General features: G+C 62.2%; 13 protein-coding genes. 5 read left to right on the forward strand and 8 right to left on the reverse strand.

The features are described 5' to 3' along the window. The first annotated feature begins 179 nt into the window (after positions 1-179). On the forward strand, positions 180-665 hold the full coding sequence (locus AC3RCJ_RS27210) for a tetratricopeptide repeat protein (protein WP_492957317.1): 486 nt from the start codon (positions 180-182) through the stop codon (positions 663-665). 18 nt (positions 666-683) lie between these two features. Here the strand turns inward: AC3RCJ_RS27210 and can are convergent, their stop codons facing one another. The 7 genes from can to AC3RCJ_RS27245 form a co-directional block, all read right to left on the reverse strand. Continuing rightward, positions 684-1,355, reverse strand: a complete 672-nt coding sequence (gene can, locus AC3RCJ_RS27215; protein ID WP_492957318.1) for a carbonate dehydratase — start codon at positions 1,353-1,355, stop codon at positions 684-686. A 135-nt stretch (positions 1,356-1,490) separates the two neighbouring features. Then, positions 1,491-2,624, reverse strand: coding sequence for a molecular chaperone DnaJ (gene dnaJ, locus AC3RCJ_RS27220; protein WP_071075292.1), 1,134 nt, complete (start codon positions 2,622-2,624; stop codon positions 1,491-1,493). 164 nt (positions 2,625-2,788) lie between these two features. Beyond that, positions 2,789-4,732 (reverse strand): molecular chaperone DnaK, encoded by a 1,944-nt coding sequence (gene dnaK, locus AC3RCJ_RS27225; RefSeq protein WP_070290878.1) that lies wholly within the window; start codon positions 4,730-4,732, stop codon positions 2,789-2,791. 91 nt (positions 4,733-4,823) lie between these two features. Continuing rightward, entirely contained in the window at positions 4,824-5,360 is a 537-nt protein-coding gene (gene grpE / locus AC3RCJ_RS27230; RefSeq protein WP_492957319.1) for a nucleotide exchange factor GrpE, read from the reverse strand. Between the two features lie 345 nt (positions 5,361-5,705). After that, a complete protein-coding gene (gene hemH, locus AC3RCJ_RS27235) occupies positions 5,706-6,815 on the reverse strand; it encodes a ferrochelatase (RefSeq protein WP_492957320.1) in 1,110 nt (369 codons plus the stop codon). Between the two features lie 142 nt (positions 6,816-6,957). Next, on the reverse strand, positions 6,958-8,625 hold the full coding sequence (recN, locus tag AC3RCJ_RS27240; protein ID WP_492957321.1) for a DNA repair protein RecN: 1,668 nt from the start codon (positions 8,623-8,625) through the stop codon (positions 6,958-6,960). A gap of 47 nt (positions 8,626-8,672) precedes the next feature. Beyond that, the gene (locus AC3RCJ_RS27245; protein WP_492957322.1) at positions 8,673-9,650 is read right to left on the reverse strand and encodes an NAD kinase; all 978 of its coding nucleotides are present in this window, start codon (positions 9,648-9,650) and stop codon (positions 8,673-8,675) included. A 266-nt stretch (positions 9,651-9,916) separates the two neighbouring features. Between AC3RCJ_RS27245 and AC3RCJ_RS27250 the strand changes: the two genes are divergently transcribed. The 4 genes from AC3RCJ_RS27250 (at position 9,917) to gloA (ending at position 12,589) form a co-directional block, all read left to right on the forward strand. Beyond that, complete coding sequence (locus AC3RCJ_RS27250; RefSeq protein ID WP_492957323.1) at positions 9,917-10,183, forward strand: hypothetical protein; 267 nt, start codon at positions 9,917-9,919, stop codon at positions 10,181-10,183. A gap of 40 nt (positions 10,184-10,223) precedes the next feature. Then, positions 10,224-11,534 carry a PQQ-dependent sugar dehydrogenase gene (locus tag AC3RCJ_RS27255; protein ID WP_492957324.1) on the forward strand — a complete coding sequence of 437 codons (1,311 nt, stop codon included), beginning with the start codon at positions 10,224-10,226 and terminating at the stop codon, positions 11,532-11,534. Between the two features lie 101 nt (positions 11,535-11,635). Next, the gene (locus tag AC3RCJ_RS27260) at positions 11,636-12,058 is read left to right on the forward strand and encodes an OsmC family protein (RefSeq protein WP_492957325.1); all 423 of its coding nucleotides are present in this window, start codon (positions 11,636-11,638) and stop codon (positions 12,056-12,058) included. Between the two features lie 123 nt (positions 12,059-12,181). Further along, on the forward strand, positions 12,182-12,589 hold the full coding sequence (gene gloA, locus AC3RCJ_RS27265; protein ID WP_492957326.1) for a lactoylglutathione lyase: 408 nt from the start codon (positions 12,182-12,184) through the stop codon (positions 12,587-12,589). A gap of 6 nt (positions 12,590-12,595) precedes the next feature. Here gloA and AC3RCJ_RS27270 read toward each other — a convergent pair whose 3' ends face one another. After that, positions 12,596-13,507, reverse strand: a complete 912-nt coding sequence (locus AC3RCJ_RS27270; RefSeq protein ID WP_492957327.1) for a LysR substrate-binding domain-containing protein — start codon at positions 13,505-13,507, stop codon at positions 12,596-12,598. Positions 13,508-13,561 lie beyond the last annotated feature (54 nt).

Below are 13,561 nucleotides of genomic sequence, written 5' to 3' on the forward strand. Positions count from 1 at the left end.
GTATGCCTGCTCGTCCATCCTGCAAACGAAGCATTTCTGCTATGGATATGCGGGGCGCGTTGCGCCATGCTGCAACAGAGACTGTCACGCAATGGCACAGCAGCACCGGCTTTGCCCGGGAATGGCGCTAGCACGCAACTTGCTTATCTACCACTTCTCAACGCATAGACAGGAACGCCATGCCCACTCTCGCCCTCTTGCTCGCCTTGCTGCTTGCTGCTCCCGCCCATGCCCAGGATAGCCAGGATGAAGGCGATCTCAGCTACAAAGCCTATGTACACAGCGACAAGCGCATCAAATGCCTGTATGGCTACGCGGCCGACAAGACAGGCGATCACGCATCGGCCGTCGCCATCTTTGAAGACTGCATCCGGCGCTGGAACGATGTGTATTCGATGATTTGGCTGGCACAGCTGTATGAAACGGGGGTGGGCGTGCCGCAGGACCTCGGGCGGGCCACGGCGCTGATGCGGCGCGGCGCCCATACCAACGATGACGCCGCCTATGCGCGGCTGGCGCGCTATCACTACGGCGTGGCGCTGGCCGAAGGCAGGGGCACGCCGCAGGATATTGCCCAGGCCAGGACCTGGCTGCGCCAGGCGGCGCAGGAAGGCGTGCGGGAAGCGGCCGAGTACCTGGTCCGCCTCGAGCCTGCGGCGCCGTAGGCACGGCGCCAGCGGCGACTATGCCGTCGCTTCGTAGCGGGCCAGGCGGGTCGCCATGCGCGGCGCCAGCTCGTGGCCGGCCGTGACCGTCACTTCCAGGTCGTTCAGCAAGCCATCCTTCAAGCCATACACCCAGCCGTGCACGCTGAGTTCCTGGCCCCGTTCCCACGCATCCTGCACGACGGTGGTCTGGCACACGTTCAAGACTTGTTCGACCACGTTCAGTTCGCACAGCCGGTCGCCACGCTGGCGGCTGGTCAGCACGTCGCCCAGGTAGCGCTCGTGTTTCTGGCCCACGTCCTGCACGTGGCGCAGCCAGTTGTCGACCAGGCCGATGCGCGTGCCCGTCATGGCCGCATGCACGCCCTTGCAGCCGTAATGGCCGACGATGATGACATGTTTGACTTTCAGCACGTCCACGGCAAATTGCAGGACGGACAGGCAATTAAGGTCGGAATGCACGACCACATTGGCGATGTTACGGTGCACAAACACGTCGCCAGGCGCCATGCCCAGCAGTTCGTTGGCGGGCACGCGGCTGTCGGAGCAGCCTATCCACAGGTATTCGGGCGATGTCTGCGCTTCCAGGTTCTTGAAGAAGTTCGGGTCTTTCGCCACCATCGAGTCGGCCCAGCGGCGGTTACGCTGCAGCAGTTCCGCCAGGGCCAGGCCATTTTTCGGTTCGGTCATATCGCTCCCATTGTATGCGTACGACTGAGGGCGGCAGATCGCGCCCGTAGGCCGGCGATGTGCGCACATGTCTCAGTCGCAGTGAAAAAAAACGCCGGGATGTTTCAGCATCCCGGCGCATGGTATTACGTGTGCTTACTCAAAAAAATCCTTGACCTTGTCTTTCCAGGTCTTGCTTTGCGGACTGTGCTTGGCACCGCCCTCGGTCGTCGATTTTTCAAAGTCGCGCAGCAGGTCTTTCTGTTTTTCCGTCAGTTTCACCGGTGTTTCGATGGCCACGTGGCAGAACAGGTCGCCCGCGTAACCGGAGCGCACGCCCTTGATGCCCTTGCCTTTCAGGCGGAAGGTCTTGCCCGACTGGGTGCCTTCCGGGATCGTGAACGACACTTTGCCGTTCAGGGTAGGCACTTCGATTTCGCCGCCCAAGGCCGCCTTGGTGAACGAGATCGGCATTTCGCAATGCAGGTCGTCGCCTTCACGCTGGAACACGGCATGCGGCTTGATGTGGATTTCCACATACAGGTCGCCCGACGGGCCGCCGTTCGTGCCCGGTTCGCCGTTGCCGGACGAACGGATACGCATGCCGTTGTCGATACCGACTGGAATTTTCACTTCCAGCGTCTTGTTGCGCTTGATGCGACCGGCGCCGCCGCACGGCGTGCAGGGGTCGGTGATGACCTTGCCGCTGCCATGGCATTTCGGGCAAGTCTGCTGGATGCTGAAGAAGCCTTGCTGCATGCGCACCTGGCCGTGGCCACCGCAGGTACCGCAGGTGGTCGGCGAGGTGCCAGGCTTGGCGCCACTGCCGTGGCAGGTGTCGCACTTGTCCCAGCTCGGCACGCGGATGGTCGTGTCGAAGCCGTGAGCAGCTTGCTCCAGTGTAATTTCCAGGTTGTAGCGCAAGTCGGCGCCACGGTAGACCTGTGGCCCCGCATTGCGGCTGCGTCCACCGCCACCGCCAAAGATGTCGCCGAAGATGTCGCCGAAGCTGTCGGCAAAGCCGCCGGCACCGCCGCCGAAGCCGCCACCGCCGCCCATGTTCGGGTCCACGCCGGCGTGACCGTAACGGTCATACGCCTCGCGCTTTTCCGGATTGGTCAGCATTTCGTAGGCTTCTTTGACTTCCTTAAACTTTTCTTCCGATTCCTTACTGTCCGGATTGCGGTCCGGATGGTATTTCATCGCCAGTTTACGGTAAGACTTTTTGATCTCTTCTTCCGAAGCATTTTTTGCGACACCGAGTGTCTCGTAAAAATCACGCTTTGCCATGTTGTCGGCACCTTGCAGTCTATCTACTGATGTAAAAAATTACACGAAAAAGCCGAGTCGAGTGCTGCGCTAGGCGCAGCGACTCGGCTCGGCCGGTCTTCGCGGCTAATTCCGCGATGTAGCGTTCAGCCCGGCTGCCCCCAGCTCATGGGAGCGCAAGACAATTACTTGCTGTCTTTGACTTCCTTGAAGTCAGCGTCGACAACGTCGTCCTGCTTGGCGCCTGCGTCCGATGCGCCAGCGGCTTGCTGTGCACCTTCCGCGCCGCCGGCAGCCTGCTGCGCTTGCATGTCGGCATACATTTTTTCGCCCAGTTTCTGCGATGCGCTCGACAGTGCTTCCACCTTGGCGTCGATCTCAGCCTTGTCGCCCGCCTTGATGCTTGCTTCCAGGTCGGTGATGGCCGCTTCGATCTTCTCTTTCTCGCCCGCATCGAGCTTGTCGCCGTATTCGGTCAAGGATTTCCGGGTCGAGTGTACCAGAGCATCGGCCTGGTTGCGCGACTCGGCCAATTCTTTGACCTTCTTGTCTTCTTCCGCGTTCAGCTCGGCGTCTTTCACCATCTTCTGGATTTCAGCCTCGGTCAAGCCGGAATTGGCCTTGATCGTGATCTTGTTTTCCTTGCCGGTGGCCTTGTCTTTCGCGCCGACATGCAAGATGCCGTTGGCGTCGATGTCGAAGGTCACTTCGATCTGTGGCGTGCCACGCGATGCTGGCGGGATGCCTTCCAGGTTGAATTCGCCCAGGCCCTTGTTGCCGGCGGCAATTTCGCGCTCACCCTGGAAGACCTTGATGGTCACCGCAGGCTGGTTGTCGTCGGCCGTCGAGAAGACCTGGCTGAACTTGGTCGGAATCGTCGTGTTCTTGTGGATCATCTTGGTCATCACGCCGCCCAGGGTTTCGATACCCAGGGACAGAGGAGTGACGTCCAGCAACAGCAAGTCCTTGCGTTCGCCCGACAGGACCGAACCTTGAATCGCTGCGCCCACGGCGACGGCTTCGTCCGGGTTCACGTCCTTGCGTGGATCCTTGCCGAAGAATTCCTTCACTTTTTCCTGCACCTTCGGCATACGGGTCATGCCGCCGACCAGGATGATGTCATCGATGTCCGACACTTTCACGCCAGCATCTTTGATGGCGGTGCGGCATGGTTCCATCGTGGCCGTGATCAGCTCTTCGACCAGGGACTCCAGCTTGGCGCGGGTCATCTTCAGGTTCAAGTGGACCGGTGCGCCGTTCGCCATGGCGATGTACGGCTCGTTGATCTCGGTTTGTTGCGACGACGACAACTCGATCTTCGCGCGCTCGGCCGAAGCCTTGATGCGCTGCAGGGCGATCGGGTCTTTTTTCAGGTCGATGCCGTTGATCTTCTTGAACTCGTCGATGATGTAATCGATGACGCGCTGGTCGAAGTCTTCGCCGCCCAGGAAGGTGTCGCCGTTGGTCGACAGCACTTCAAATTGTTTCTCGCCATCAACATCCGCGATTTCGATGATCGACACGTCGAACGTACCGCCACCCAGGTCATACACGGCGATTTTACGGTCGCCTTTTTCGGTCTTGTCCAGGCCGAACGCCAGCGCTGCCGCGGTTGGCTCGTTGATGATGCGCTTGACGTCCAGACCGGCGATACGGCCGGCATCCTTGGTGGCTTGACGCTGCGAGTCGTTGAAGTAGGCAGGCACGGTGATGACGGCTTCGGTGACTTCTTCACCGAGGTAGTCTTCTGCCGTTTTCTTCATCTTGCGCAGCACTTCAGCCGAAATTTGCGGCGGCGCCAGTTTTTTGTCGCGTACGCCGATCCATGCATCGCCGTTGTCGGCTTTCATGATCTGGTACGGCATCAGCGCGATGTCTTTTTGGACTTCTTTTTCGTCGAACTTGCGACCGATCAGACGCTTGACTGCGTACAGCGTGTTTTTCGGATTGGTCACGGCCTGGCGTTTCGCCGGCGCGCCGACGAGAATTTCGCCATCTTCTTGATAAGCAATAATCGACGGCGTCGTGCGTGCGCCTTCAGCGTTTTCGATTACCTTTGGTTGACCATTTTCCATGATGGAAACGCAGGAATTCGTGGTTCCCAGATCGATACCGATAATTCTACCCATGATTTTTTTCCTTTTATTTGCTAGATTTCAGATGGTTCTTATATGTGGCAAAGCGGCATGGTTTCAAGGCTTGCTTGATGCCGCCCTCTGATTATTTTGCTTGCGCGGTCGTGACAATGGCTGGGCGCAGCAGGCGGTCCGCAATCATATAGCCCTTTTGCAGGACAGACACGATGGTATTGGCTTCCTGCTCCGCTGGCACCACGGCAACGGCCTGGTGTTTCATCGGATCGAGCTTTTCCCCCTGCACCGGCAAGACTTCCACCAGGCGGTTGCGCTCGAACGCGGCGTTCAATTGCTTCAAGGTCATCTCGACGCCTTCTTTCAGCGATTCGATGCTCGGTGCTTCCACCGTCAGCGCCGTTTCCAGGCTGTCTTTCACCGGCACCATGGCTTCGGCAAAGCTTTCCACTGCGAATTTATGCGCTTTAGCAACATCTTCCTGCGCGCGGCGGCGGATATTTTCACCGTCGGCCTTGGCACGCATGAAGGCATCGTGCATCTCTGCAAGACGCGCTTCGGTACTCGCCAGCTGCTCTTCCAAAGTAGGCTCTGCGGGAGTCGATGGGGCAGTCGTCGCGGCGTCCGCTTGCGGATTAGGTACAGCTTGGTTTTCCTGATCTTGCATCTAGAAAGCTCCTACAATCAATGACTTAAATGAGTTAGTCTAACCATCTTTACAACACTAACGGGCAGATGGGGCTATATCCTATTGTTTCAAGGGGTATGCATGGTAAACCAGAGATTACGGCATTCCATGTTACAGCTTATTACAAAGCACTTCCCATTTCGGGCAGCGATCCGTGCGCGCCCCCCCCTTGATTTTCCAGGCTTCCCACGACAAAGCGGGCATTCTACCAGCCCCGCCGCAGCCCTCGCCACTGGCAGCGTTGCTATCTGGAAATTTCCTTGCCACGCCAGATATGACAAAGCCGCGCAAGCGCGGCTTCTCATTGCAAAAAATAAATGACTGCTAATTCGCCGCGCCCAGGGCCAGGGCCGCCGCGCGCGCCTGCTCGCCCACTTTCTTGTCGGCCTCGCGCTGCGGCGCCGTCTTCATCGTCGGCCAGCCGATCATGTGCTGCTCGGCAATTTCTGCCATGCCCGCGATCCAGGCCGGCGTTTCATTCAGGCAAGCGATGTAGTGAAACTGCTCGCCGCCGGCCGCCTCGAAATCATGCTTGGCTTCCATGGCGATCTCTTCCAGCGTTTCCAGGCAATCACTGGTAAAACCCGGGCACAGCAGGTCGACGCGCTTGACGCCCTGTTGCGCCAGCGCCACCAAGGTCGGTGCCGTGTACGGCTGCAGCCATTCGGCCTTGCCGAAGCGCGACTGGAAGGTCACCACGTATTGTTCTTTAGTTAATTTCAGCTTTTCCGCCAGCAGGCGCGCCGTTTTCAGGCACTGGCAGTGGTAGGGGTCGCCCAGCAGCAAGGTGCGTTTCGGCACGCCATGAAAGCTCATCACCAGCTTTTCCGGCCGGCCATGCGCTTCCCAGTGGTTCAGCACGCAATCGCGCAAGGCGTCGATATACGTGTCGTGCTCGTGATATTGCTTGATAAAGCGCAATTCGGGCACATTGCGCACGGTGGCGTAATGGGCGAACACGGCATCGTAGATGGAGCCCGTCGTCGTGCCCGAATATTGCGGATAGGCGGGCAGGATGGCGATGCGCTCGCAGCCTTCGCTTTTCAGCCGGGCCAGCACCTCGGGCAAGGAAGGCGAACCGTAGCGCATGGCCATGGCCACCGTCACGCCGTCATGGCCACGCTCGGCCAGGGCGCCGGCCAGCAATGTCGCCTGCTTTTGCGTATGCACCTTCAGGGGCGAGCCGTCGCGCGTCCAGATCGACGCGTATTTTTTGGCCGACTGGCCCGAGCGGAACGGCAGGATGATCAGGTTCAGGATGAACCACCACACGGCGCGCGGAATCTCCACCACGCGCGGGTCCGACAAAAATTGCTTCAGATAGCGCCGCACGGCCGACGAGGTCGGCGCATCGGGTGTGCCCAGGTTGACCAGCACCACGGCGCTGCGGTCGATGCTGCCATGCGTGTACGGCGGTTCAGTTTGAAATGACATGAAGGCTCTTCGAAGGCGTTGGATGGATTGGACAGTTATTATAGTTACATTGCGTCAACATCGGGGGCAGACCCTCGATGCCGCTAACGTCAAGCTCAGCGCTAACGCATCCGGGGGTCTGCCCCCGGATGTAAACCTGCGGTCAAATCGCCAGCAATTCGCGCGCATGCTTGCGCGTGGTGGCCGTGATTTCCAGGCCGCCCAACATGCGCGCCACTTCTTCCACGCGAGCCTTGGCGTCAAGCATGTCGATGCGCGAAGCCGTCTTGCCGTTGTCCAGGGTGCTTTTTGCCACTTGGAAATGTTGATTCGCCTGGCTGGCCACCTGCGGCAAGTGGGTCACGCACAGCACCTGCCGTCCCTGCCCCAGGCGTTTCAAGAGCCGTCCCACGACTTCGGCGACGGCGCCGCCGATGCCGCTGTCGACTTCATCGAAAATCAGCGTGGGCGTGGTGGTGGCGTGCGAAGTGATGACGGAAATGGCCAGCGCGATGCGCGCCAGCTCGCCGCCGGACGCCACCTTGGCCAGCGAACGGGGCGCCGTGCCCGCGTGGCCGGCGACGAGAAACTCCACCTGCTCGAGGCCGTGCGCGGCCGGTTCGCACGGATGCAGGGCGATCTCGAAGCTGCCGCCCGTCATGCTCAGTTCCTGCATGGCGCGCGTGACGGCTTGCCCCAGCTCCAGCGCCGCGGCGCGGCGCGTGGCGGACAAGCGTTCGGCGACGGCGCGGTAGTCGGCCTCGATCTTCGCTTCCTGGCGCAGCAAGCCCTCGATATCGGAAGCGTCGGCCAGGTGCTGCAGCTTTTCCGACAGTTTAGAATGTTCCTCTGGCAACTCTTCAGGCGTGACGCGGAACTTGCGGGCCGTGCTGTGCATGGCTTCCATGCGCGCGTCGAGCTGGTGCAAGCGCTCCGGGTCCAGTTCCACGCGGTCCAGGTAGTTGTTCAGCGCATACACGGATTCCTGCAGCTGGATGCGCGACGATTCGATCAGGTCGACAATCGGCTGCAACTCCGCATCCACGGAGACGAGCTTGCCCAGCTTCTGGTTCAGGGCCGACAGTTGCGACAGGATAGGGTGATCTTCCGACTCGGAAATGGTGGACAAGGCTTCCTGCGCCCCTTCCAGCAGGCTGGCCGCGTGCGAAAGGCGGCTGTGCTCGTTCGTGATCTCCGTCCATTCGCCGGGCTTGGCGGCCAGCTTTTCCAGTTCCCCCACCTGCCATTCCAGGCGTTCGCGCTCGTACAGCACGTTGGCGGCATTCGTTTCGAATTCTTCGCGCTGGCGCACGAGGGCGCGCCAGCGCTTGTGCAAGGCGGCCACTTGCCGCGCATCGTGTTCCGCGCCCGCTTCGCGCGCCGTCGCCTGGCCGTCGAGCAAGGCGCGCTGCGCCTCGCTTTTCAGCAAGGACTGGTGCGCGTGCTGGCCGTGGATGTCGACCAGCATGTCGCCCAGTTCGCGCAACTGCGCCGCCGTGGCGGGGATGCCGTTGATATACGCCTTCGAGCGGCCCGCATTGTCGATCACGCGGCGCAGCAGCGCGCCGCCGTCGTCGTTGGCGAATTCATTGGCCACCAGCCACGCTTGCGCCACCTCGCTGACAGAGAAATCGGCCGTGATGTCGGCCTTGGCCGCGCCTTCGCGCACCACGCTGGCGTCGCCGCGCCCGCCCAGCGCCAGGGTCAGCGCATCGATGAGGATGGACTTGCCGGCGCCCGTCTCGCCCGTCAGCACGCTGAAGCCGGCGGAGAATTCCAGTTCAATGGTATCGACAATGACAAAATCGCGAATGGACAGTGTATGGAGCATGGCTTCTGTGGTTAGGCGGCGCACCGCGGGTTGACGTGGAGAAAATGTTAGCTGAGCTTGCCCTCGCCCGACGGATACTCGTTCCAGTGCAGTTTTTCACGCAGGGTGTTGTAGTAGCTCCACCCTTCCGGATGCAGGAAGGTAATCGTGTGCGGCGAACGGCGGATGAGGATGCGGTCTTGCTGCACCAGGCTGGCGAAGGTCTGCATGTCGAAGTTGACGCTGATATCGCGCCCGCGCACGATTTCCACCACGATCTGGCTGGAATCGGGCAGGACGATGGGACGGTTCGACAGCGCATGCGGGGCGATCGGCACGAGCACGATGCCGCCCAGGGTCGGGTGCAGCAGCGGGCCACCGGCCGACAGCGCATACGCGGTCGAGCCCGTTGGTGTGGCGATGATCAGCCCGTCCGAGCGCTGGTTGTACATGAAATGCCCGTCGACATCGACGCGCAATTCGGCCATGCCGGCGCCGGCGCCGCGCGAGACGACGACGTCGTTGACGGCCATGCCCACGTGGATCGACTCGCCGTCGCGCAGCACGCTGCCTTCGAGCAGGGTACGGCGCTCGGCCTTGAAGCGGCCGCCGAGAATCTGCGCCAGCACGGGCAGCATGCGTTCGAGCGGAATGTCGGTCATGAAACCCAGCCGCCCCTGATTGATACCGATCAAGGGCACGTCGAATGGCGCCAGCTGGCGCGCGATACCAAGCATGGTGCCGTCGCCGCCCATGACGATGGCGCAATCGGCGGCGGCGCCGATCTCGGCGGGCGACATGGCGCGCACGCCGGGAAACGTCAGGTGCGCGGCGGTCTCGGCTTCAAAGACCACGGTATGGCCCAGCACCTGCAGGAAATCGACGATGCTTTTTACGGGTTCGGCAATGCCATCCGTATTCTGGCGTACGACCAGCGCGATGGTCTTGGCCCCCAGGTTGAAGGGCTGGCCAGGCGCCGGCGCGGTGTCCGCCTGAAACTCGTCGCGGGCTTCGGCACGGGGTTCGACATGATGTTCGACGGGCATAAAGATCTCGGTAGTGAATTCGGTGGCAAGTCGCCCCGGGCGGTCGCGCAGCACGCCGGCACTGCATGATACTGTATATATGCACAGTATAGTGTGGCGGCCGCATGCCTGCAAGGGGCGTTCGATAAGTCGTGACCGCAGTGTAGCGCAGAAAAAGAATCGTCCATGCGTGCGCCAGCGCTCCATCGCCGCGCAAATCCGCTTGCGCCGTCCCGCCTGCGGCGCGACACTCGCCACTGTCATTATTCCCATCATGAGGAGGCCATATGGTTAGCCAGCATACCGAGCGCAAGATCAATACGGATGAAAAAGTCCGCAACGATGGCGTCGACCGCCTGCCCCATGAGCGCGACGAATCGCCCGATGCGCAGGGCAGCCGCCCGCGCGACGTGATGAAGCAGGCGGCCAGCGACCTGGAACGGGGCCTGGTCGACACGGACCGGCACGCCCAGCCCGGCGTGGAAAAAGTCAAGCCGGCGCCGGCGCAACAGGCGCGTCCCGTCACCGGGCTGGAACCAAAGAAGGCGCGCTGAATCCAAGCTTCATGCAACTGCCGCGTTTCCGGAGGCCACCATGCGAGGTCATGTCTATTTCGTCCTGCTCGCCGCCTTGTGCTGGCTCGATGGCGCCCGCGCCGAGGCGCCAGCCATGCCCGCCGGCTTCGGCCCCCATCCCGTCCTGCCCTCGCCTGAGCGGCAACTGATTCCCACCGTCAATGTGGCACCCGTGCAGCGCTGGACGGACGGGCGACGGCCGGCGGTGGCGGCGGGCCTGGCCATCCGCGCCTATGCGCGCGCGCTCGACCATCCCCGCTGGCTGTACGTGCTGCCGAACGGCGACGTGCTCGTCGCGGAGACCAATGCCCCGCCGAAACCGGACGACAGCAAGGGCATCAAGGGCGCCATCATGCAGATGCAGATGAAAAAGGCCGGTGCCGCCACGCCCAGCGCCAACCGCATCACCCTGTTGCGCGGCGTTGACGCGAATGGCATGGCGCAAATGCGCAGCGTCTTCCTGCAAGGACTCAATTCGCCATTCGGCATGGCCCTGGTCGGCAACGAGCTGTACATCGCCAATGCCGACGCACTCGTGCGTTTCCCCTATGAAACGGGACAGACTGCCATCACGGCCCCCGGCATCAAGGTGATGGATTTGCCGGGCGGCCCCATCAATCACCACTGGACCAAGAATGTCGTCGCCAGTCCGGACGGCAAGTTTTTATATGTTGCCGTCGGTTCCAACAGCAACGTGGGCGAGAACGGCATGGCAGCCGAGGAAGGCCGCGCCGCCGTCTGGCAATTCGAGCGCGCCACGGGCAAGGCGCGCGTATTTGCCAGCGGCTTGCGCAACCCTGTCGGCATGGCCTGGGAACCGAAGACCGGGGCCTTGTGGACGGCCGTCAACGAGCGCGACGAACTGGGCGACGACCTCGTGCCCGACTACATGACGTCGCTCAAGGATGGCGCCTTCTATGGCTGGCCCTACAGTTATTTTGGCCGGCACGTCGATGCCCGGGTCAAGCCGCCGCGCCCCGACCTGGTGGCCACGGCCACGGCGCCCGACTATGCGCTGGGCGCCCATACGGCATCGCTGGGGCTGGCCTTCTATGAAGGCAAGCTGCTGCCGCCGCGCTACCAGGGCGGCGCCTTCATCGGCCAGCACGGTTCGTGGAACCGCAAGCCCTTCAGCGGCTACAAGGTCGTGTTCGTGCCGTTTGCCAACGGCGTGCCGGCCGGCCCGCCACAGGACGTGGTCGCCGGCTTCCTCGACAGCAATGGCAAGGCGCAAGGGCGGCCCGTCGGCGTGGCCATCGACCAGGCCGGTGCGCTGCTGCTGGCCGACGACGTGGGCAATGTCGTGTGGCGCGTCACGCCGACGCGCTGAACGGCACGGCGCCGTGCATGCTCCCCCTGTGTGGCGCAACGAACGGAAGCGGCAAGGTCCCGCGTGCATGATGGGCGTTCGAACCACGCAAGGAGTACATCATGAAAAAAACAGGATCAGCCGTCTGGAGTGGCGGCCTTAAGGATGGCAAGGGTTTTATTTCCACCGAAAGCGGCGCGCTCGACAACGTGGCCTATGGCTTCAACACGCGCTTCGAAGATGGCCCCGGCAGCAATCCGGAAGAACTGATCGGCGCGGCCCATGCGGCCTGCTTCACGATGGCCCTGTCCGGCCAGCTGGGCGAGGCCGGCCTGCGCGCCTCGGCCCTGAAGACGACGGCGCAAGTGAGCCTGGAAAAAATCGATGGCAGCTATGCCATCACGGCCGTCCACCTGACCCTGGTGGCAACGATACCGGGCGCCACCGACGCAGCGTTCCAGGAGGCGGCCCTGCGCGCCAAGCTCGGTTGCCCCGTGTCAAAATTGCTGGCCACGGACATCACGCTCGACGCCCGCCTGGAGTAAATCAAGCTGATCTGTACCGCCGTCCGCTGCCGTCCTGCACCCGGGCGGCAGGGACGGTCCCGGCACGAAAGCCATAAACCGCATAAAATCCTGCCATTCCCCTATCACTATCAAGGATTTACGATGCGTATTTTGCACACCATGTTGCGGGTCGGCGACCTGCAGCGCTCCATCGATTTTTACACGAACGTCCTGGGCATGAAGCTGCTGCGCACCAGCGACAACCCGGAATACCAGTACACCCTGGCCTTCGTCGGCTATGGCTCGAACCCGGACCACGCGGAACTGGAACTGACGTATAACTACGGCACCACCAGCTACGAGCTGGGCACGGCATATGGCCATATCGCCATCTCGGCCGACGACATCGTCGCCGCCTGCGACGCGGCACGCGCGAATGGCGGCAACGTCACGCGCGAACCGGGCCCCGTGAAAGGCGGCAACACGGTCATCGCCTTCATCACCGATCCGGACGGCTACAAGATCGAATTGATCGAACGCAAGTTCGACGGCCATGGCGGCGGGCTCTGAGGTAACTCAGGCCGTTGCCGCGGCAATGGCCGCGCGCAGCCAGGCGATGCCCGCGTCGCCGTCCGTGCGCCGGTGCCGTATCGATTCAAACGCGAACGGCGCGATGGCGAACGGCGGCGCGTAGTGCGCCACACCCTGCGCCAGCCCGTGCAGCATGCGGCCCTGCAGGGCGCGCCGCGCCACTGTCAGTATCAAGTCCGTCCCCGGCAGCACATCCGGCGCCACTGTCCAATGCGGCAAGCGCACGGCGATGCGGCGCGCTTGTCCCAAGGCGGCCAGCGCCGCGTCGACTTCCGCAGCCATGCCGCTCTCCCCCGATGCCACCAGCACGTGCGGACGCGACAGATAAGTCTCCAGGCTCAGCGTTTCTCCCGGCGCCAGGCTGGCCGGGTCCAGCGCACACACGAAGGTTTCCTCAAATAAAGTTTCCCTATGCAATTGCTCAGGCAATTGCGGAAACACGCCCAGCGCCAGGTCGATCTCGCCATCCTGCACCCCGGCGATCATGGCGGGACGGCTGGCATAGCTGACGGCCAGGTCGATGCCGGGCGCGTCCACGCGCAAGTGGCGCAGCAAGGTGGGCAAGACCAGTGCCGCGCCGTAATCGGACATGGCCAGGCGAAACACGCGCTGCGCCGTGGCAGCCTCGAAGACGGCGCCGCCGAGCACGGAGCGCACGCTTTGCAGGGCTTCGGCCAAAGGCCGCGCCAGCGCCAGTGCACGCGCCGTCGGCTGGAAGCCGCCCTTACCGCGCAGCAACAGCGGATCGTCGAGCAGCTGGCGCAGGCGCGCCAGCGCATGGCTGACGGCAGGCTGGCTCATGTGCAGGCGCTCGGCCGCGCGCGACAGGTGGCGCTCGCTGAGCAGCGCTTCCAGGATCACCAGCAAGTTCAAATCGACGGCGCGCAGATTATTCATTTGGTGCATAGTTAGCTAACAAATTACGAATTGGATTTAATCATGACAGCATAA

It is taken from the genome of Janthinobacterium sp. GW822-FHT07H11 (assembly GCF_058798615.1).

What these genes read in the sequence shown, in the direction of transcription:
- AC3RCJ_RS27210 (WP_492957317.1), top strand. Translation starts at nt 180, where the DNA reads ATGCCCACTCTCGCCCTCTTGCTCGCCTTGCTGCTTGCTGCTCCCGCC.
- can (WP_492957318.1), bottom strand. Translation starts at nt 1,355, where the DNA reads ATGACCGAACCGAAAAATGGCCTGGCCCTGGCGGAACTGCTGCAGCGT.
- dnaJ (WP_071075292.1), bottom strand. Translation starts at nt 2,624, where the DNA reads ATGGCAAAGCGTGATTTTTACGAGACACTCGGTGTCGCAAAAAATGCT.
- dnaK (WP_070290878.1), bottom strand. Translation starts at nt 4,732, where the DNA reads ATGGGTAGAATTATCGGTATCGATCTGGGAACCACGAATTCCTGCGTT.
- grpE (WP_492957319.1), bottom strand. Translation starts at nt 5,360, where the DNA reads ATGCAAGATCAGGAAAACCAAGCTGTACCTAATCCGCAAGCGGACGCC.
- hemH (WP_492957320.1), bottom strand. Translation starts at nt 6,815, where the DNA reads ATGTCATTTCAAACTGAACCGCCGTACACGCATGGCAGCATCGACCGC.
- recN (WP_492957321.1), bottom strand. Translation starts at nt 8,625, where the DNA reads ATGCTCCATACACTGTCCATTCGCGATTTTGTCATTGTCGATACCATT.
- AC3RCJ_RS27245 (WP_492957322.1), bottom strand. Translation starts at nt 9,650, where the DNA reads ATGCCCGTCGAACATCATGTCGAACCCCGTGCCGAAGCCCGCGACGAG.
- AC3RCJ_RS27250 (WP_492957323.1), top strand. Translation starts at nt 9,917, where the DNA reads ATGGTTAGCCAGCATACCGAGCGCAAGATCAATACGGATGAAAAAGTC.
- AC3RCJ_RS27255 (WP_492957324.1), top strand. Translation starts at nt 10,224, where the DNA reads ATGCGAGGTCATGTCTATTTCGTCCTGCTCGCCGCCTTGTGCTGGCTC.
- AC3RCJ_RS27260 (WP_492957325.1), top strand. Translation starts at nt 11,636, where the DNA reads ATGAAAAAAACAGGATCAGCCGTCTGGAGTGGCGGCCTTAAGGATGGC.
- gloA (WP_492957326.1), top strand. Translation starts at nt 12,182, where the DNA reads ATGCGTATTTTGCACACCATGTTGCGGGTCGGCGACCTGCAGCGCTCC.
- AC3RCJ_RS27270 (WP_492957327.1), bottom strand. Translation starts at nt 13,507, where the DNA reads ATGAATAATCTGCGCGCCGTCGATTTGAACTTGCTGGTGATCCTGGAA.